The sequence below is a fragment of the Jiangella rhizosphaerae genome, assembly GCF_003579925.1.
GTDB lineage: Bacteria > Actinomycetota > Actinomycetes > Jiangellales > Jiangellaceae > Jiangella > Jiangella rhizosphaerae.
Genome location: NZ_QUAL01000130.1, coordinates 1 through 17,872, shown reverse-complemented (window position 1 = coordinate 17,872; position 17,872 = coordinate 1). Strand labels below are relative to the sequence as shown.

The window sequence follows — 17,872 nt, the reverse complement described above, 5'->3', positions numbered from 1 at the left end:
CCTGGGCGGAACGAGGCCGCAGGGGAAGGCGTCCCTCGAACCGCAGGAGGATCCGGTGACGACTCGTGGCGTTCTGTACGTCCACGCCGCTACGTCGGCCTTGTGCCCGCACATCGAGTGGGCCGTGGCCGGCGCTCTTGGTGTGCGCGTGAAGCTCGACTGGAGCGCGCAGCCAGCCGCGCCCGGCATGTACCGTGCCGAGCTGTCGTGGCAGGGTGCCGCCGGCACCGGCGCGAAGATCGCGTCGGCGCTGCGCGGCTGGATGCACCTGCGCTTCGAGGTGACCGAGGAGCCCAGCCCCGGCTGCGAGGGCGCGCGCTACTCCTACACCCCGGAGCTCGGCGTCTTCCACGCGGTGACGGGCGTCCACGGCGACATCATGATCCCCGAGGACCGCATCAAGGCCGCCGTCGTGAAGGCCGCGATGGGCGAGGCCGACCTCGAGGAGGAACTGCGTCGGCTGCTCGGCGCGCCGTGGGACGAGGAGCTCGAGCCGTTCCGTTACGCGGGCGACGGCGCCCCCGTCCGGTGGCTGCACCAGGTCGTCTGAACGGCCGACCCGCCCATCGGAAATTCATCCACGACAAGGCCTTCACAAGACGCCAAGTCCTCGGTATGGTCACGGTCAAGTAACACACCACAAGACGTGGCCGCTCCGGCATCGGTGGTTGTCCCCGGCCCGGTGACCGGGAAATACAGCGGCCTCACCACGTAGAAGCGCCCCGGACCGCACGGTCCGGGGCGCTCCGTCTCTCAGGGGTACGGCTACAGCGGGATGTTGCCGTGCTCGCCGCGCCGGCCGGGCGCCTCGGCGATCGCGCGGGCCAGCGCCGAGCGCGTCCGTCCGGGCTCGACGACCTCGTCGACGACGCCGATCTCCATGGCGCGGTCGAGGCCGCCGGCGATGCGGGCGTGCTCCTCCGCAAGCTCGGCCTCGACCTGGGGCCGTACCTCGGGGGCCACCTCCGCCAGCTTGCGGCGGTGCAGGACGCGCACGGCGGCGACGGCGCCCATGACGGCGACCTCGGCGGTCGGCCAGGCGAAGACGCGGGTGGCGCCCAGGGCGCGCGAGTTCATCGCGATGTACGCGCCGCCATAGACCTTGCGGGTCACCAGCGTCACCCGCGGCACCGTCGCCTCGGCGAACGCGTGCAGCAGCTTCGCGCCGCGCCGGACGACGCCGTCCCACTCCTGTCCGACGCCGGGGAGGTAGCCGGGCACGTCGACGACGACGAGCAGCGGGACGCCGAACGCATCGCACATGCGGACGAACCGGGCCGCCTTCTCCGCGGACAGCGAGTCCAGGCAGCCGCCCAGGCGCAGCGGGTTGTTCGCGATGACGCCGACGGTGCGGCCGCCGAACCGCCCGAGCGTGGTGACGATGTTGGGCGCCCAGCGCGGGTGCAGCTCGACGCCGGTGCCGTCGTCGAGGAGGTCCTCGACGATCGGGTGGACGTCGTAGGCGCGCTTCGCCGACTCGGGGAAGTGCACGCCGAGATCACGATCGGCGACGGCCGCGACGTCCAGCGACCCCTGGGAACCGAGCAGCGCTCCGAGCGCCCGCGCCCGGTCCAGCGCCTCGCGCTCGGTGCTCGCGACGACGTGGACGACGCCGGAGCGGCGGCCGTGCGGCTCGGGGCCGCCCAGCCGCAGCATGTCGACGTCCTCGCCGGTGACCGAGCGGACCACCTCGGGGCCGGTGACGAAGACGCGGCCCTCGGGGCCCATGATGACGATGTCGGTGAGCGCCGGGCCGTACGCGCCGCCACCGGCGGCCGGGCCGAGCACGACCGACAGCTGCGGAATGCGGCCCGACGCGCGGGTCATGACCGCGAAGATCCGTCCGACGGCGTGCAGCGACAGCACGCCCTCGGGCAGCCGGGCACCGCCGGAGTGCCACAGCCCGATGATCGGGACGCCGTCGGCCAGCGCCCGCTCGTACGCGTCGACGACCACCTGGCAGCCGTCGGCACCCATCGCGCCGCCCATGACGGTGGCGTCGGAGCAGAACGCGACGACCGGCGTCCCCTGCACCGTGCCGACGGCGGCGAGCATGCCGCTGAGGTCGTCGGCGCTGATCAGCTCGAGTGAGCCCTCGTCGAACAGGGCGGTGAGCCGGTGCCTGGGGTGCCGCGGGTCCTGGTCCCGCGGCGGTCTGGCAGGTCGCCCCGACGCGGCCCCTTGCTGCGATGCCGGACGATCTGCCAGAGCGGTCATCAGGTCCTCCTGAAGGCGAGGACGACGTTGTGCCCGCCGAACCCGAACGAGTCGTTCAGGGCTGCCAGCGGACCGTCGTCGAGCTTCCGCGGGGTGGTGCGGACGATGTCGAGGTTGATGTCGTCGTCGACGTCATCGACGTTCGCCGTGGGTGGAACCAGGCCGTGGTGCAGGGTGAGCACGGTGGCCAGCGACTCGACGGCTCCGGCGCCTCCGAGCAGGTGCCCGATCATGGACTTCGGCGCCGTGACCGGGATGGACGGCGTGCGGTCGCCGAAGACGGCGTTCAGCGCCACCGACTCGGCGACGTCGCCGGCCGGGGTGGACGTCGCGTGACAGTTCACGTGCGCGATGTCGTCGGGCGTGAGCTCGGCGTCGGTCAGCGCCTTGCGGATCGCCGTCACGACGCCGCGGCCGGACGGCTCCGGCTGGGCGATGTGGTGAGCGTCGGCGCTCATGCCGGCGCCGGCGATCTCCGCGTACACGCGCGCCCCGCGGGCCTCGGCGTGCTCGGCGGACTCCAGCACCATCAGCGCGCCGCCCTCGCCGAGCACGAACCCGTCGCGGTTCTTGTCGAACGGGCGGCTGACGGCCGTGGGGTCGTCGGAGCGCTTGGACAGCGCCATCATGTTCGCGAACGCGGCGATCGGCAGCGGCGAGATGACCGCCTCGGTGCCGCCGGCGACGACGACGTCGGCCCGGCCGAGCCGGATCATGTCGACGGCGTACGCGAGCGCCTCGGCGCCGGACGAGCACGCGCTGACGGGCGTGTGCGCGCCGGCCTGGGCCTGCAGCTCGATGCTGACGTTCGCCGACGGGCTGTTCGGCATCAGCATGGGGATCGCCAGCGGCGACACCCGGCGCGGGCCGGCGTCGCGCAGCTGGTCGTAGTTGGACAGCAGGGTGGTGAGCCCGCCGATCCCGGAGGCGCACACGACGCCGACGCGCTCCGGGTCCAGCCCCGCCTCACTCGCCTTACCGGAGAACCCGGCGTCGGCCCACGCCTGGCGGGCGCAGATGATGGCGAACTGGGCCGAGCGGTCCAGCCGCCGGGCCTCGACGCGGGGGAGGACCTCGGAGGGGTCGACGGCGGCCGGCGCACCGATCTGCACCGGCAGGTCCGCGACCCACTCCTGGGTCAGCTTGCGTACGCCGGAACGCCCGGCGAGCAGGGACTCCCAGGTCGACGCCACGTCGCCCCCGACGGGCGTGGTGGCGCCGAGCCCGGTGACGACGACTCGTGCCTGGGAACGTGCCATGAGGTCAGGACCCTGCCTTCTCGATGAACGTGACGGCGTCGCCGACGGTGGCCAGGTTCTTGACCTCCTCGTCGGGGATCTTCACGCCGAACTTCTCCTCGGCGGCCACGACCACCTCGACCATCGACAGCGAGTCGATGTCGAGGTCGTCGGTGAAGGACTTGTCGAGCTGCACGTCCTCGGCGGGAACGCCGGTGATCTCGTTGACGATCTCGGCAAGACCCTCGCGGATCTCCTCGGTGCTGGCCATGTCGTTCGTTCTCCTCGTTGGGTTGGGTGATGCTCGTGACCGATCGTGGTCGGTGACGATCGTAGGTGTCCGCACGTCGTCGGGCGGGCACCGTGGCGTGACGTCAGGGGATCCGGATCACCTGGCCGGCGTAGACCAGCCCGGCACCGAACCCGATGATGAGGGCGAGGTCGCCGCTCTGCGCCTCGCCGGTCTCGAGCATCCGCTCGATGGCCAGCGGGATCGACGCGGCCGAGGTGTTGCCCTGGGTGGCGATGTCGCGGGCGATGGCGACCCGCTCGGGCAGCTTCAGCGTGCGGGCCATCGCGTCGGTGATGCGCATGTTCGCCTGGTGCGGCACGAAGACGTCGAGGTCGTCGACGGTGACGCCGGCGGCGGTGAGCGCCTCCTGGGCCACCTTCGCCATCTCGTACGACGCCCACCGGAATACCGGGTTGCCCTGCATGACCAGGTGCGGCATCGTCGGGCCGATCTCGTTGCGCAGGGCGTCGCGCCAGTCCTCGCGCTGCTTGATGAGGTCGAGGTGCTCGCCGTCGGATCCCCACACGACGGGACCGATGCCGGCCTCGGCGGGTCCGGCGGCCGGGCCGACGACGGCCGCGCCGGCGCCGTCGGCGAACAGGAACGCCGTCGACCGGTCGGTCTTGTCGGTGAGGTCGGAGAGCCGCTCGACGCCGATGACGACGACGTGGCCGGCGGTGCCGGCGCGGACCATGTCCGAGGCCAGCGACAGGCCGTAGCAGAACCCGGCGCAGGCGGCGGAGATGTCGAACGCGGCGGCCTTGTTGGTGCCCAGCTTGTGCGCGATCTCGGCCGCCGCGGACGGCGTCTGGTACAGGTGCGTGACGGTCGAGACGATGACGCAGTCGACCTGCTCGGGCTGGACGCCGGCGTCGGCCAGCGCCTTCTGGGCCGCGGCGAGGCTCATCGAGACGACGGTCTCCTCGTCGGAGGCCCAGCGGCGGCTCTCGATGCCCGAGCGCGTGCGGATCCACTCGTCGGAGGAGTCGATGTGCTCGATGATCTCGGCGTTGGTGACCACCCGGCTGGGCCGGTAGCCGCCGATGCCGAGGATCCGCGACGACCGCGGCTCGCGCGCGGCCTGGATCGTGACCTTGCTCATGCTCACGCCACCGCCTCTGGGTGCAGCCGGACCAGCGGCTGGCCCGGGGCGACCGGGTCGCCGTCCTCGACCAGCCACTCGATGATGGTGCCGCCGTGCCCCGCCGTGACCTGGACGCTGTCGCGCAGCGAGCTGACGGTCCCAACGGTGTCGCCGGCGGCCAGCCGGTCGCCGGACTTGGCGCCGCCGGAGGCGAACGTGCCCTTGATCGGCGCGACGAGCAGGCGCCACGTCGGGTTGGTGGACAGCTGGCTGGGCTGGCTGCCGTGTTTCTCGACGAACGCGCGGGCGTCGTCGAGCTGGTCCGGCGTCTTCAGCGCGAACGTCTCGACGCCGGGCAGCGCCCGCTTGGCCAGGCCGGTGAGCGTGCCGGCCGGCGGCATCTCGAGCAGGCCGGTGACGCCGAGGTCGGCCATGGTCTGCATGCACAGGTCCCAGCGGACCGGGTTCGACACCTGGTCGACCAGCCGGTCCAGGACCTGGCGGCCGTCGTGCACGACCTGGCCGTCGCGGTTGGACAGCAGCAGCGTGCGCGGGTCGTGTGTGCTGATCGACTGCGCGTAGTGCCGCAGCCGCTTGACCGCCGTGGCCATGTGCGTCGTGTGGAACGCCCCGGCGACGGACAGCGCGCGCAGCCGGGCGCCCTGCGGCGGGTCGCCGGCCAGCGCTTCGAGCTGGGCGACGGTGCCGGCGGCGACCACCTGGCCGGCGCCGTTGACGTTGGCGGGGGTGAGGCCGTGCCGCTGCAGCGTCGCGAGGACGTCGTCGGGGTCGCCGCCGAGGACGGCGGTCATGCCGGTGGACTCCTTCGCGGCCGCCTCGGCCATGCCCTTTCCGCGCTCGCGGACGAACACCATGGCCTGCTCGGCGGTGATGACGCGGGCGCCCGCGGCGGCGGTGATCTCGCCGACGCTGTGCCCGGCGACCGCGCCCACCGTCGTGAACGCGTCGGCGGGGTGCGGGAACAGCGCGAGCGCGGCGACCAGGCCCGACGCCACCAGCAGCGGCTGGGCGATCGCGGTGTCGCGGATGGTGTCGGCGTCGGCCTCGGTGCCGTAGTGGGCCAGATCGAGCCCGGCGACGGCGGACAGCCAGTCGATGCGGGCGGCGAACGACGGCTCCTCGAGCCACGGCGCGAGGAAGCCGGGCGTCTGGGACCCCTGACCGGGGGCGACGATCACAAGCACCCTTCAAGCCTCGCGGCTACCCGGCCGTAGAAGGGGTCGGCCGCAGTCACAAGGTCGTCCCACTATGTTTGGGGGTTTCCCACAACCGTCGGGTAGGACTCACTCGATGACCGGCGGGTTCATCCGCCCGAGCGACAGCGCGAGCCGCAGCGTGTAGGAGTCGCGCGGGTCGGTCGGCGTCAGTCCCACGACGTCGGAGACCCGCCGCAGCCGGTACCGGACGGTGTTCGGGTGGACGAACAGCAACCGGGCCGCGGCCTCGACGGACGCCCCGGTCTCCAGGTACGCGGCGAGCGTCTCGAGGATGACCGGACCGGCCTCGGCGATCGGCACGTACAGGTCGGTGACGAGCTCGTGCAGCGCCTCCTGGTCGCCGGCGAGCGCCCGTTCGGGCAGCAGCGAACCGGCGGCGACGGGACGCGGCGCGTCGGGCCAGCCGGCCGCCGCCAGCAGCCCGGTGACCGCGGGCCTGGCCGACGCCGCCGCCGACACCAGGTCCGGGACCAGCGGGCCGACGACGACCGGGCCCGGGCCGAAGTGGGTGACGATCGCCGTCGCCGCCTGCACCGGGTCCTCGACCCGGCCGAGCACGGCGACCAGCCGGTCACCCTGCCCGCCGGTCAGCACGTCGTACCCGGCGTGCCGGGCCGAGCGCCGGATCTCGTCGGCAGACGTGCCGTCGTCGGGCCGCGGCCGGCCGATGATGACGGCGACTCCGCTGGCCGCCGTCCAGCCCAGGGCGGACGCCCGGGACCGCACGTCCTCGTCGACCTCTCCGCGCAGCAGCGAGTCGACGACGGTCGCCTCCAGCCGCGCGTCCCACGACCCGCGTGCCTCGGCGTAGCGGGCGTAGACGTGCGCCGCGGAGAACGCGACCTCGCGGGAGTAGCGCAGCACGCCCTCCCGGACGTCGCGCACGTCGTCGGGCCCGACGACGTCCTCGACGTTGTCCTCGACCACCTCGATCGCGACCCGGACCACCTCGACCGTCTGCTGCAGGCTGATCGAGCGGATGAGGTCGCGCGGCGCGGTGCCGAACACGTCGGCCGTCGGCGTCGGGCGGGACTCGTCGGCGTTGCGGTACCAGTCGACGAACGCCGCGATGCCGGCCTGGATCACCAGCCCCACCCACGACCGCTGCTCGGCGGGCATCGCGCGGTACCAGCTGAGGGTCTCTTCCATGCGGGCGATCGCCGCCGTCGCGAGCCGTCCGGTCGCGCGCTCCAGGAGATGCACGGTGCGCTCGTGCCGGCTGGTGCCGTGGGCGCCGGGCAACTCGGAGCCGGAGGTGTGCCGCATGCCCGGCAGCGTACGCGGCCGAGGCCGGTCGGTGATCGACCAGGGCCGCGGTTGTTGTGGTGACCGGACAATCCGGAGCTGTGCCGGGCGGGTCGTCTGCGGGGTTCGGTCCGCCCGGGGATTAGGCTGCGGGCCATGTCGACACCCACATCGCCCGGCGAGGGCGCCCCCACCGACGTCCTGGGCCGCGCGCTGCGGTTGGTGAGTCTCGCCATGCTCGGCGGTGTCGTGGTCATCGCGGCGGTGGCCGTGTTCACCGTCGGCGACGAGCCCGGGTCGGGTATCGACGCCTTGGGCGCGATCCTCGTCAGCGTCGTCTTCCTGGCCGCCGCGTTCCTCGTCCCGCGCCGTCTGGTCCGGCCCTGGCCGGCCACCGCCGCGCCGGACGAGGTCAAGGCGGCCGGCCAGCTGCGCAGCGCGGCGTTCCTGAGCCTGGTGTTCGCCGAGCTGCCGACCCTGATCGGGCTGGTCAACTCGTTCGCCCGCGGGGTGTGGCTGCCGGTGGCGATCGGCGCGTTGTTCAGCGTCGCCGGCCTGCTGCTGACGGCGCCGACGGCCGACCGGCTGCGCGGATGGCTGGCGCAGATGGAGTCGGCGGGCGCGCGCACGGGACTGTAGATGCCGCCCGCGGCGGACGTGCGGCGGGCGGGCGACCGGTTCGTCACGCCCGGCGACGGCGTGGTGTCGCGGCACTCGTTCTCGTTCGGGCCGCACTACGACCCGGGCAACGTGGGGTTCGGGCTGCTGGTGGTGGCCAACGACGACGTCGCCGTCCCGCACGGCGGGTACCCGGTGCACCCGCACCGCGACGTCGAGATCGTGACGTGGGTGCTGTCCGGCGCGCTGGCGCACGAGGACACCGCGGGACACGGCGGCGAGCTGGTGCCGGGCGTCGTGCAGCGGATGAGCGCCGGACGCGGCGTCCGCCACTCCGAGCTGGCGACCGCCGCGGGGGCGCGGTTCGTGCAGATGTGGGTGCCGCCGGGCGCGCCGGGTGCCGATCCGTCGTACGGCCAGGCCGACGTGACGTCCGACCTCGCCGGCGGCGGGCTGGTTCCCGTGGTGAGCGGGCTGCGGCGGCATGCCGCCGACGTCGCCGTCGGGCTCGGGCAGCCGGCCGCCGCCCTGCACGTCGCCCGGCTGCGGGCCGGCGACGTGGTGACCCTGCCGTCGGCGCCGTTCGTGCACGTCTACGTCGCGCGCGGCGCCGCCGCCCACGCCGTCGACGTCGAGACCGCCGGGCGGCTGGGCGAGGGCGACGCCGTCCGGTTCACCGACGAGGGCGGCCGGACGCTGACCGCCCGCGGCGACGCCGAGCTGCTCGTCTGGGAGATGCACGCCGCCGCCGGCTGACCGCCGCCAGGGGGTGGGGCGGGGAGGATGTGGGCACGCCTCATGCTTGGCGTGCCCGTTTCGCGTGCTTTGTCGGGTGGCGGCGCGCGATGATCATCGGCGATCGGCTACATCACGAGGATTACGTGAGCTTCACCATGGCTGTAGGGGTGTTGACGCTGGGGTAATCCTCGTGATGGCCCCGCGAACCACCGTGAAATCTCGCGATGTGGACGCTCCACGACACCAACGCCACGCAGAAGCGAACAACGCGGCAGACCCGGGGGAGCCTCGTCGTCAGGTCGGTCAGGACTCGCCGCCGGCCTCCTCGGCGGTGGTGGCGTTGACGTCGTCGAGCTTGTAGCGCTCGTGCGCCTGCTTGACGGTCTCCCATGGGATCTCGCCGCGGCGGGCCAGCAGCGTCAGCACGCTGACGACGATCGACTGGGCGTCGACCTTGAAGTGCCGCCGCAGCGCCGCCCGGGTGTCGGACAGGCCGAAGCCGTCGGTGCCCAGCGAGGAGTAGTCGGTGGGCACGTACGGCGCGATCTGGTCCTGCACCGCGCGCAGGTAGTCGCTGACACCGACGACCGGGCCGCGGGCCTCGCGCAGCCGGGCGGTGACGTACGGGACGCGGGCCTCCTCGCCGGGGTGCATGAGGTTCCACTCGTCGGCGGCCAGGGCGTCGCGGCGCAGCTCGTTCCACGACGTGACCGACCAGACGTCGGCGGCGACCTCCCACTCGTCGGCCAGGCGCTGCTGCGCCTCGAGGGCCCAGTTCATGCCCACGCCGGAGGCGAGGATCTGCGCGTGCGGCACGTTGTCGCCGGGCGCGGTCTGCATGGGCTGGTAGAGGTACATGCCCTTGAGCAGGCCCTCGACGTCGAGGTTCTCGGGCTCCGCGGGCTGGACGTAGGGCTCGTTGTAGATGGTCAGGTAGTAGAAGACGTTCTCGCTGTCCTCGCCGTACATGCGCCGCAGCCCGTCGCGCACGATGTGCCCGATCTCGAACGCGAACGCGGGGTCGTAGTGCACGACCGCCGGGTTGGTCGACGCCAGCAGCACCGAGTGGCCGTCCTCGTGCTGCAGGCCCTCGCCGTTCAGCGTGGTGCGCCCGGCGGTGGCGCCGAGGACGAAGCCGCGGGCCAGCTGGTCGGCCGCGGCCCAGAAGCCGTCGCCGGTGCGCTGGAACCCGAACATCGAGTAGAAGATGTACAGCGGGATCATCGGCTCGCCGTGGGTGGCGTACGACGTGGCCGCCGCCGTCCACGAGGCGACCGAGCCGGCCTCGTTGATGCCCTCGTGCAGGATCTGCCCGTCCTTGGCCTCCTTGTAGGACAGGAACAGCTCGCGGTCGACGGGTGTGTAGTTCTGCCCGTGCGGCGAGTAGATCTTCAGCGTCGGGAACAGGGAGTCCATGCCGAACGTGCGGGCCTCGTCGGGGATGACGGGGACCAGCCGCTTGCCGATCTCGGGATCCTTGAGCAGGTCCTTCACCAGGCGTACCAGCGCCATCGTCGTGGCCACCGGCTGCTTGCCGGAACCCCGCCGGGCCACCTCGTAGACCTTGTCGCCCGGCAGCACCAGCGGCTTGGCCGGCGTGCGGCGGTCGGGCAGGAAGCCGCCGAGCTTCTGCCGGCGCTCCATCATGTAGGCGTGCTCGTCGGAGTCCTTGCCGGGGTGGAAGTACGGCGGGTTGTAGACGTCCTCGAGCGCTGAGTCGGGGATCTCCATGAACAGGCGGTCGCGGAAGAGCTTGAGGTCGTCGCCGGTCAGCTTCTTCATCTGGTGGGTGGCGTTGCGGGCCTCGAAGTGCGAGCCCAGCGTCCAGCCCTTGATCGTCTTGGCGAGGATGACGGTCGGCTGGCCGGTGTGCTCGGTGGCCGCCTTGTAGGCCGCGTAGAGCTTGCGGTAGTCGTGTCCGCCGCGCTTGAGGCCCCAGATCTCGTCGTCGGACATGTCCTCGACCATCTTGCGGGTACGCGGGTCGCGGCCGAAGAAGTGCTCGCGGACGTACGCGCCGGACTCGGCCTTGTACGTCTGGTAGTCGCCGTCGGGGGTGACGTTCATGAGGTTGACCAGCGCGCCGTCGGTGTCGGCGGCCAGCAGCGGGTCCCACTCGCGGCCCCAGATGACCTTGATGACGTTCCAGCCGGCGCCGCGGAACAGCGCCTCCATCTCCTGGATGATCTTGCCGTTGCCGCGGACCGGGCCGTCGAGGCGCTGCAGGTTGCAGTTGACGACGAACGTGAGGTTGTCGAGCTCTTCGCGGGCGGCCACGCCGATGGCGCCGATGGTCTCGGGCTCGTCCATCTCGCCGTCGCCGAGGAAGGCCCAGACGTGCTGCTGGCTGGTGTCCTTGATGCCGCGGTGGTGCAGGTAGCGGTTGAACCGCGCCTGGTAGATGGCGTTCAGCGGGCCCAGGCCCATGGACACCGTCGGGAACTCCCAGAAGTCGGGCATCAGCCGCGGGTGCGGGTAGGACGGCAGCCCGCCGCCCAGGCCCGCGTGCGAGAGCTCTTGGCGGAAGCCGTCGAGCTGGCTCTCGGACAGCCGGCCCTCGAGGTAGGCGCGGGCGTACATGCCGGGGGAGGCGTGCCCCTGGAAGTAGATCTGGTCGCCGCCGCCGGCGTGGTCCTTACCGCGGAAGAAGTGGTTGAACCCGACCTCGTAGAGGCTCGCCGACGAGGCGTAGGTGGAGATGTGCCCGCCGACGCCGACGCCAGGCCGCTGGGCGCGCTGCACCATCATCGCCGCGTTCCACCGGATGTAGGCCCGGATGCGCCGTTCGACGTACTCGTCTCCCGGGAACCACGGCTCCGCCTCGGGCGGGATGGTGTTGATGTAGTCGGTGTTGCGCAGGCTGGGGACGCCCACCTGCCGCTCCTGGGCGCGCTGCAGCAGCGCCAGCATGAGATAGCGCGCGCGATGGCGTCCGCGCTGGTCGATGGCGGCATCGAGCGATTCCAGCCACTCCCTGGTCTCGTCGGCGTCGATGTCGGGGAGCTGGCTCGGAAGGCCATTGATGATGATCGGCGAGCGGTCGGCAGCCACGACTGTCCCTTCGTGGTCTTCTAGGACGCCGATGTGAGCGTCGGGGGATGTTCGGGTTCTGTGTTTCCTATCCTGCTCGCTCGGCGGCCGTACGTCACATTCGGGCCCGCGGACGTCTTTCCAAGCGCGCTGAGCAGGGGCACCATAGGCCCGTTCGAGTGAGCGTGTCAGGCTTGGTCTGGCGGGTTCACTTGCGCAAGGACGCGTCCTTGGGTGGACTACAGCAAACGCGGAACGCACGGGCGTGCCGCGACGACTGCGAGGAGGACGATCGGTGGGCCAGATCGCGGGCCACTCGGACCAGCACGACGGACCGGCCGCCAAGCTCGGCTTCCGTCCGAACCAGGTGGTCTTGGAGCTCGGCTGGGACGAGGACTGCGATGACGATCTGCGTATCGACATCGAAGAAGTCACCGGCACCGAGTTGCTCGACGGCGAGTCCGGCGAAGTCGCCGACGTGGTGCTGCAGTGGTGGCGAGACGACGACGGCGACCTCGCCGACGCCCTGGTCGACGCGACCACCGATCTCGCTCCCGGCGGCGTCGTGTGGCTGCTGACGCCGAAGGTGGGCCGCGACGGCGCCGTCGAGGCCAGCGACATCGCCGACGCCGCGCTGACCGCCGGCCTGTCCACCACCTCCACCGTCTCGGCGGCCGAGGACTGGTCGGGCACCAAGCTCGTCGCCCCCAAGGGGTCGGCTCGCAAGTGAGTCTGGTCGGTGCCCCGGCACCGGACTTCGAACTGCCGGACCAGCACGGTTCGGCAGTCCGGCTCTCCTCGCTGCGCGGCCGCCCGGTGGTCCTGGCGTTCTTCCCGTTCGCGTTCACGGGCGTGTGCACCGACGAACTGGCCGCGATCCGCGACTCCCTGATCCCGGCGGTCGGCGACGCCGTGCACGTCCTGGCCGTCTCGTGCGACTCGATGTTCGCGCTGCGGGTGTTCGCCGACACCACGGGCCTGGATTTCCCGCTGTTGTCCGACTTCTGGCCACATGGAGCGGTTGCGGCGGCGTACGGTGTCTTCGATCACGACCGCGGCTGCGCCGTTCGAGGTACCTTCGTAGTGGACGCAGGGGGGACCGTCCGCTGGGACGTCGTCAACGCGCTTCCCGATGCCAGGAACGTCGACGACTACCGGCGCGTGCTGAGCTCGCTCGGCGCGGCCTGACGGTCCGGGCACCTTCGGCGTTCGCCGGTCCAGTACGACAGCAGGAAGGGAGCTCGCCCGTGCCGTGCTACCGCTGTGGCGCCCGCCAGTCCGACCCCGCCCGGGGGACGAACCTGTGGGTGCGCGGGGTCCGGGCCGATGAGCAGGTGCTGATCTGCCCCGACTGCCAGCAGACGAAGGGCTGGTCCGCCGATCTCGACCACTGCTCGGTCTGCGGCGCAACCACGCTCGTGCGCCGGCTCGGCCACACCGTGTGCCGCTCCTGCGAGGCGTCGGCCACGGCCGAGTTCCTCGCCGTCGAGACGACCATGGACCGCGGGTTCGCCATCCGGATGCCCGGCCCGGGCCGGCACCGCCGCACCGACAGCCGCGACCTCTCCGCCGACGTCGCCAGCGCCATCGACCGCGTCCTGGGCCGCGCGCCGGCCCGGCCCACCAGGTCGGCCATCGCCGACGCTCTCGCGGGCTCCGGCCCGACCACCCAGGAACAGGAGAAGGTGCCGCCCGAAGGCGCCGCCTGACCTCTGCGCGCCCGAGTCAGGGGCTTGACCAGCCGGCGCCCGCTCGGGGGTGCCGCTGGCCCGGCAGGCGCCGCACCTGGCGCGCGGGCGTCGCGACGCGTCTGACGTCCTGGGCGGCGGCACACAGCGGCCCGATCAGCCCCGCCGACAGCTCCTCCACCCAGAGCAGCAGATCGATGTCCGTCGGCCGGCCGCGATCGTCGAGGTCCAGCGACCTCTGATACCAGCGCACCACCGACGGCATGAGCGCTCGCAGTGCCGCGCGCCGATCGGCCGGTGGTAATGCGTCGAGCGCCTGTTCGAGCTCGGCGACGAGTTCTCTCATGTCGTGCCCCCTTGCGCGGCGCCGGCTCGGTGCACCGTTGCGCCGGGCCGTCGCCTATGCTCTGGATACCCCACGACGGCGGTCGCCGTCGCCCCGGACCGGACCAGTCCGGGTGCGCGGACGGCGGCCGAACCTGCTTCGATGGGGCCATGGCCGTGCCGATCGACGACTTCCTCGCCATCATCGACCGGCTGCCGGGCGCCGGCGGCACCGACTCCGACCGGTGGACGACGTTCCGGGTGGACGGCCGGACGTTCGGCTACCTGTGGCCCGCCACGTCGACCGTCGGGCTGAAGCAGACCATCGCCGAGCAGCTGGCCCTGGTGGCCGAGCGGCCGCACGTGTTCGAGATCCAGTTCACCGCCGGGGCCTTCGGCTGGGTGGTCGTCCACCTCGACGGCATCGAGCAAGACGAGCTGGTGGAGCTGACCTTCGAGGCCTGGCGGCTGACGGCGCCGGAGGAGCTCGTCGAGCGGCAGGGCGACCGGCTGCCGCTGTGAGCCGCCGGTGTCACGGATCGGCGCCCTGTCCGGTCGTCCTGAGGTAGGCGCGGGCCGACGGCGGCGGCAAGGTGCACGCCTCGCGGGTCGAGCTGCACGGCGCCGCGCGGGTGGCGCTGTTCATCGACAACGTCCTGCGCAAGTACCGGCAGCAGGCCACGTTCACCGTCGTCGAGGTCAACGGCGAGGCCGGCGTGCCGGCGGCCGACGACGCCGTTCGAGCCGGCGTCCGAGGCACGGCGTCTAAACTGCGCGCGGTCGTTGCTGAAGAATCGGCGTGGATCATGGGCGTTCGCCTGTGGGACCGGGCTCCCCGTCCCCCTGCTGCCCCATTCTCTTGCCGCGCAACCGCGCCTCCAGTCCGCGCGCGTTGGGGTCGGGCTTCGCTGTGGTCGGGGCGCTTGGACTTGACCCGCGGTTGCGCCGTGGCCCTAGGCGCTATCAGGGGGACGGGGAGGATGTGGGCACGCCTCACCGTTCCCGTGCCCGTTTCGCCCCGTTTTGTCGGGCTGTGGACGGCGATGATCATCGGCGATCGCCTACATCACGAGGATTACGTGAGCATCACCATGACTGTAGGGGTGTTGACGCTGGGGCAATCCTCGTGATGGCCCCCGAATCACGGTGAAATCTCACCTAGTGGACGCTCAACGACACCAACGCCACACAGAAGCGGCCGAACAACGCGGCGTCGTCGCCGCTCTTCCCCCGTCCCCCTGATAGCTGCCCGTCCTGAGCCGCGTGCGCGCGGGTCAAGCGGTCCGCATCGGCGCGAAGCGCCTCCTCGGTCCGCTTGAGGCGCGCGTGCGCGGCCAAGACAATCGGGCAGCAGGGGGACGGCCAACGCAGCAGGGGACCCCCGGCCGACGAGGGCGTACCCCACCTCCGGCGGGCGCGTCGCCGGTGGCCGAGTCACGCGTGCCGTGGCAGGATTTCGAGAGTGACCAGCAGTGCCGACGAAGCCCAGCGCCTGCGCGATCTCGCCCGGCTGCGGCGGGTGCGCGACCGCATCGACCGCGAGTACGCCCAGCCGCTGGACGTCGAGGCGCTGGCGCGGGGCGCGAACATGTCCGCCGGTCACCTCAGCCGCGAGTTCAAGCGCGCCTACGGCGAGTCGCCGTACTCGTACCTGATGACGCGGCGCATCGAGCGGGCGATGATGCTGCTGCGCCGCGGCGATCTCAGCGTCACCGAGGTGTGCTTCGCGGTCGGCTGCCAGTCGCTGGGCACGTTCAGCACCCGCTTCACCGAGCTGGTCGGCGTCCCGCCGAGCACGTACCGCGCGCGGTCCGCAGCAACGGCGCCGGAGATGCCGTCGTGCATCACGAAGCAGGTCACGCGACCGATCAGGAAACGAGAAGCGCCCGCCGGCGAGGCCCAACTAGCGTGACGTCCATGGACATCACCATCCACAACACGTTCCTCCCGCAGACCGACCCCGACGCTGCGCTGGCCTTCTACCGCGACACCCTGGGCTTCGAGCTGCGCATGGACGTCGGTTACGAGGGGATGCGCTGGCTCACGGTCGGGCCGCCGAACCAGCCGGGGACGTCCATCGTCCTGCACCCGCCGGCGGCCGACCCCGGCATCACCGAGGACGAGCGCCGCACCATCCTCGAGCTCATCGCCAAGGGCACCTACGGCGCGCTGACGCTGGCCACGCCCGACCTCGACGGCGTCTTCGACCGGCTGCAGGCCAGCGGCGCCGAGGTGCTCCAGGAGCCGATGGACCAGCCCTACGGCGTCCGCGACTGCGCCTTCCGCGATCCCTCGGGCAACGTCATCCGCATCAACGAAGTGCGCTGAGCCGGCCGATGGTCGCCGCGGCGGCGCCCGCGACCAACCGGTCCTACGGCGAGGTGCTCCGGCACCGCGGCGTCGCCGGCCTGCTGGCCGGCGACCTGCTGGCCGGCGCGGGGACGGGCATGCTCCTGGTCGCGATGCCCGTGCAGACGCTCGCGATCCACGGGAGCGTGCCACGCGCCGTCGCCATCGGGCTGGTCGCGGCGGCGCCGTTCGTCCTGTCGACGATCCTGGCGTCGGTCATCGGTCTGGGCCGGGCCGCGATGTCGCCGCGGACGCTGCTGCTCGCCGACTGCGTGCTGCGGGCGACGACGTTCACGGTGCTCGGGGTGCTCGCGGTCACCGACCGGCTCACGCTGCCGGTGCTCATCGGCGGCCTGCTGGCCGGGTCGCTGTTCCGGCTGGCCGGGTCCAGCAGCCGCCGCCTGCTGGCGACGTCGATGGCCGGCGACGACGGCCGGTTCGCCGTCAACGGGCTGCTCGGCCTGAACGCGTCGGTCGCGCTGTACGTCGTCGGGCCGGTGCTGGGCGGCATCGTCGTCGCCGCGGCCGGCGCCGGCGTGGCGCTGTTCGCCGACGCCGCGGGCGCCCTGATCCTGCTCGTCGCCGTGCTGGTCTCGGTGCCCCGGATCCGTGCGGACGGCGACGCCCCGCGCCGTCCGCCCGTGCGGGAGTCGGGCTGGCGGATCCTGCGCCGCCGGCCGGTCGCGGCACGGCTGCTGGTGGTCGTCTTCTTCTTCAACTTCCTGTACATGCCGATCGAGGTGGCACTGCCGCTGTACGTCCGCGGGTCGCTCGACGCCGGCCCGTCCGCGCTCGGCCTGCTGTGGGGCGCGCTGGGAGCCGGCGCGTTCGTCGGCGCCGCCCTCGTGAACCAGCTGCGCGGCCTCCCGCAGCGGCACCTCCTGATCGCGATCGTCGCACTGTGGGCGATGTGCCCCATCGCGCTCGCGGCCACCGGCGACCTCGCCGTCGCGATGATCGTGTTCGGTCTCGGCGGCCTCGTGTGGGCGCCGTTCACGCCTGTGGCGTACAGCTTCGTGCAGTCCGGGCTGGAGCCCGACGAGCACCAGCCCGTCGTCACGCTCTGGACCACGGGTGCGACGGTCGCCGCGCCGCTCGGCCTGCTGGCCGGCGGACCGCTGGTGGAGCTGGCCGGGGTCACGGGCGGACTGGTGCTGTCCGGCGTGCTGACGCTGCTGCTGGTGCCGATCGCCGCCGTGGCCGTGCTGGGACGGCGCTGACGCCGGCGGAGGCGAAACGGCGTTGTGCCGCGCGGCCGGACGGCGGAGGATCGGTGCGCATGGACGGGTCCACGGCGGCGGTGGAGATCGCCTGCGACGAGTCCGGCTCCGAGGGAGAGCGGCTCGCCGGCGGCAACACCGACGTCTTCGGGTACGGCAGCGTGCGCATCGACGCCGCCGCGGCCGCCGCGTGCGTGGCGGAGCTGCGGGACCGCATCCGCTCGCCCGCCGTCGAGTACAAGGCCAACCACCTGCTGCGCCGCAAGCACCGGGCGGCGCTGGCGTGGTTCCTCGGCACGGACGGCCCGGTCGCCGGGCGGGCCCACGTCTACCTCGTCGATAAGCCGTTCCTGCTGGTCACGCGGGTGGTGGCGGAGGTGGCGGGCGGGACGGCGACGGCGGCGGCCGCGCTGTACCGGGCCGGGCCCGCGGTGTTCGGCGCCGCCCGCTGGACGGCGTTCCTCACAGCCTCCAACGACCTGCTGCGCGCGGCGGGGCGCCGGCCCGCACCCGACGACCCGGCGGCGGCGTTCGCACAGGCGGTGGACGGGTTGAGCGCGGCCGGTCCGGCCCGAGCGGGCGCCGCCGCCG

19 protein-coding genes and 1 pseudogene are annotated in these 17,872 nt (G+C 72.5%); 12 read left to right on the top strand and 8 right to left on the bottom strand.

Going from position 1 to position 17,872, the window contains the following annotated elements; genetic code table 11:
- Positions 1-55 precede the first annotated feature (55 nt).
- Complete coding sequence (locus DY240_RS13335) at positions 56-550, top strand: DUF3145 domain-containing protein (RefSeq protein ID WP_119660361.1); 495 nt, start codon at positions 56-58, stop codon at positions 548-550.
- Positions 551-765: 215 nt separating this feature from the next.
- On the opposite strand, the gene DY240_RS13330 is transcribed toward DY240_RS13335, so the two are convergent.
- The 6 genes from DY240_RS13330 to DY240_RS13305 form a co-directional block, all read right to left on the bottom strand.
- Entirely contained in the window at positions 766-2,217 is a 1,452-nt protein-coding gene (locus DY240_RS13330; RefSeq protein ID WP_119660360.1) for an acyl-CoA carboxylase subunit beta, read from the bottom strand.
- On the bottom strand, positions 2,217-3,476 hold the full coding sequence (fabF, locus tag DY240_RS13325; protein ID WP_119660359.1) for a beta-ketoacyl-ACP synthase II: 1,260 nt from the start codon (positions 3,474-3,476) through the stop codon (positions 2,217-2,219). Before fabF ends, DY240_RS13330 begins: the two co-directional genes overlap by 1 nt.
- Positions 3,477-3,480: 4 nt before the next feature.
- A complete protein-coding gene (locus DY240_RS13320; RefSeq protein ID WP_111255345.1) occupies positions 3,481-3,726 on the bottom strand; it encodes an acyl carrier protein in 246 nt (81 codons plus the stop codon).
- Between the two features lie 103 nt (positions 3,727-3,829).
- Positions 3,830-4,849, bottom strand: coding sequence for a beta-ketoacyl-ACP synthase III (locus DY240_RS13315; RefSeq protein WP_119660358.1), 1,020 nt, complete (start codon positions 4,847-4,849; stop codon positions 3,830-3,832).
- 2 nt (positions 4,850-4,851) lie between these two features.
- Positions 4,852-6,036 (bottom strand): acyltransferase domain-containing protein, encoded by a 1,185-nt coding sequence (locus DY240_RS13310; protein WP_119660357.1) that lies wholly within the window; start codon positions 6,034-6,036, stop codon positions 4,852-4,854.
- Between the two features lie 99 nt (positions 6,037-6,135).
- A complete protein-coding gene (locus tag DY240_RS13305) occupies positions 6,136-7,335 on the bottom strand; it encodes a PucR family transcriptional regulator (protein WP_119660356.1) in 1,200 nt (399 codons plus the stop codon).
- Between the two features lie 135 nt (positions 7,336-7,470).
- Here DY240_RS13305 and DY240_RS13300 point away from each other — a divergent pair, with 135 nt between their 5' ends.
- Both DY240_RS13300 and DY240_RS13295 read left to right on the top strand, forming a co-directional pair.
- Positions 7,471-7,953 carry a hypothetical protein gene (locus tag DY240_RS13300; protein WP_119660355.1) on the top strand — a complete coding sequence of 161 codons (483 nt, stop codon included), beginning with the start codon at positions 7,471-7,473 and terminating at the stop codon, positions 7,951-7,953.
- Positions 7,954-8,688, top strand: a complete 735-nt coding sequence (locus DY240_RS13295; protein ID WP_119660354.1) for a pirin family protein — start codon at positions 7,954-7,956, stop codon at positions 8,686-8,688.
- 285 nt (positions 8,689-8,973) lie between these two features.
- Here the strand turns inward: DY240_RS13295 and aceE are convergent, their stop codons facing one another.
- Positions 8,974-11,721 carry a pyruvate dehydrogenase (acetyl-transferring), homodimeric type gene (aceE, locus tag DY240_RS13290; protein ID WP_119660353.1) on the bottom strand — a complete coding sequence of 916 codons (2,748 nt, stop codon included), beginning with the start codon at positions 11,719-11,721 and terminating at the stop codon, positions 8,974-8,976.
- A gap of 274 nt (positions 11,722-11,995) precedes the next feature.
- Here aceE and DY240_RS13285 point away from each other — a divergent pair, with 274 nt between their 5' ends.
- Genes DY240_RS13285 through DY240_RS13275 form a run of 3 tightly spaced genes read left to right on the top strand, consistent with a single transcriptional unit; the run spans position 11,996 to position 13,409 of the window.
- Positions 11,996-12,430 (top strand): DUF3052 domain-containing protein, encoded by a 435-nt coding sequence (locus DY240_RS13285; protein WP_119660352.1) that lies wholly within the window; start codon positions 11,996-11,998, stop codon positions 12,428-12,430.
- A complete protein-coding gene (locus tag DY240_RS13280) occupies positions 12,427-12,888 on the top strand; it encodes a peroxiredoxin (protein WP_119660351.1) in 462 nt (153 codons plus the stop codon). Before DY240_RS13285 ends, DY240_RS13280 begins: the two co-directional genes overlap by 4 nt.
- A 59-nt stretch (positions 12,889-12,947) precedes the next feature.
- A complete protein-coding gene (locus DY240_RS13275; protein ID WP_199701433.1) occupies positions 12,948-13,409 on the top strand; it encodes a hypothetical protein in 462 nt (153 codons plus the stop codon).
- A gap of 16 nt (positions 13,410-13,425) precedes the next feature.
- On the opposite strand, the gene DY240_RS13270 is transcribed toward DY240_RS13275, so the two are convergent.
- Positions 13,426-13,734, bottom strand: a complete 309-nt coding sequence (locus DY240_RS13270) for a hypothetical protein (RefSeq protein WP_147375314.1) — start codon at positions 13,732-13,734, stop codon at positions 13,426-13,428.
- Positions 13,735-13,883: 149 nt separating this feature from the next.
- Between DY240_RS13270 and DY240_RS13265 the strand changes: the two genes are divergently transcribed.
- The 6 genes and pseudogenes from DY240_RS13265 to DY240_RS13235 form a co-directional block, all read left to right on the top strand.
- Entirely contained in the window at positions 13,884-14,234 is a 351-nt protein-coding gene (locus DY240_RS13265) for an MmcQ/YjbR family DNA-binding protein (protein WP_119660349.1), read from the top strand.
- A 110-nt stretch (positions 14,235-14,344) separates the two neighbouring features.
- Entirely contained in the window at positions 14,345-14,842 is a 498-nt protein-coding gene (locus DY240_RS13260; RefSeq protein ID WP_147375313.1) for a hypothetical protein, read from the top strand.
- 332 nt (positions 14,843-15,174) lie between these two features.
- Positions 15,175-15,624, top strand: a complete 450-nt coding sequence (locus DY240_RS13250) for a helix-turn-helix transcriptional regulator (RefSeq protein ID WP_119660346.1) — start codon at positions 15,175-15,177, stop codon at positions 15,622-15,624.
- 5 nt (positions 15,625-15,629) lie between these two features.
- Positions 15,630-16,040, top strand: coding sequence for a VOC family protein (locus DY240_RS13245; RefSeq protein WP_119660377.1), 411 nt, complete (start codon positions 15,630-15,632; stop codon positions 16,038-16,040).
- Between the two features lie 8 nt (positions 16,041-16,048).
- Positions 16,049-17,281, top strand: a complete 1,233-nt coding sequence (locus DY240_RS13240; protein WP_199701431.1) for an MFS transporter — start codon at positions 16,049-16,051, stop codon at positions 17,279-17,281.
- 59 nt (positions 17,282-17,340) lie between these two features.
- Positions 17,341-17,872: pseudogene (locus tag DY240_RS13235) on the top strand (DUF3800 domain-containing protein); the annotation flags it as partial.

Bases quoted from the DNA above. Each gene is read 5' to 3' on its own strand.
- DY240_RS13330 (WP_119660360.1), bottom strand. From the start codon at position 2,217: ATGACCGCTCTGGCAGATCGTCCGGCATCGCAGCAAGGGGCCGCGTCG.
- fabF (WP_119660359.1), bottom strand. From the start codon at position 3,476: ATGGCACGTTCCCAGGCACGAGTCGTCGTCACCGGGCTCGGCGCCACC.
- DY240_RS13320 (WP_111255345.1), bottom strand. From the start codon at position 3,726: ATGGCCAGCACCGAGGAGATCCGCGAGGGTCTTGCCGAGATCGTCAAC.
- DY240_RS13315 (WP_119660358.1), bottom strand. From the start codon at position 4,849: ATGAGCAAGGTCACGATCCAGGCCGCGCGCGAGCCGCGGTCGTCGCGG.
- DY240_RS13305 (WP_119660356.1), bottom strand. From the start codon at position 7,335: ATGCGGCACACCTCCGGCTCCGAGTTGCCCGGCGCCCACGGCACCAGC.
- DY240_RS13300 (WP_119660355.1), top strand. From the start codon at position 7,471: ATGTCGACACCCACATCGCCCGGCGAGGGCGCCCCCACCGACGTCCTG.
- DY240_RS13295 (WP_119660354.1), top strand. From the start codon at position 7,954: ATGCCGCCCGCGGCGGACGTGCGGCGGGCGGGCGACCGGTTCGTCACG.
- DY240_RS13270 (WP_147375314.1), bottom strand. From the start codon at position 13,734: ATGAGAGAACTCGTCGCCGAGCTCGAACAGGCGCTCGACGCATTACCA.
- DY240_RS13265 (WP_119660349.1), top strand. From the start codon at position 13,884: ATGGCCGTGCCGATCGACGACTTCCTCGCCATCATCGACCGGCTGCCG.
- DY240_RS13245 (WP_119660377.1), top strand. From the start codon at position 15,630: ATGGACATCACCATCCACAACACGTTCCTCCCGCAGACCGACCCCGAC.
- DY240_RS13240 (WP_199701431.1), top strand. From the start codon at position 16,049: ATGGTCGCCGCGGCGGCGCCCGCGACCAACCGGTCCTACGGCGAGGTG.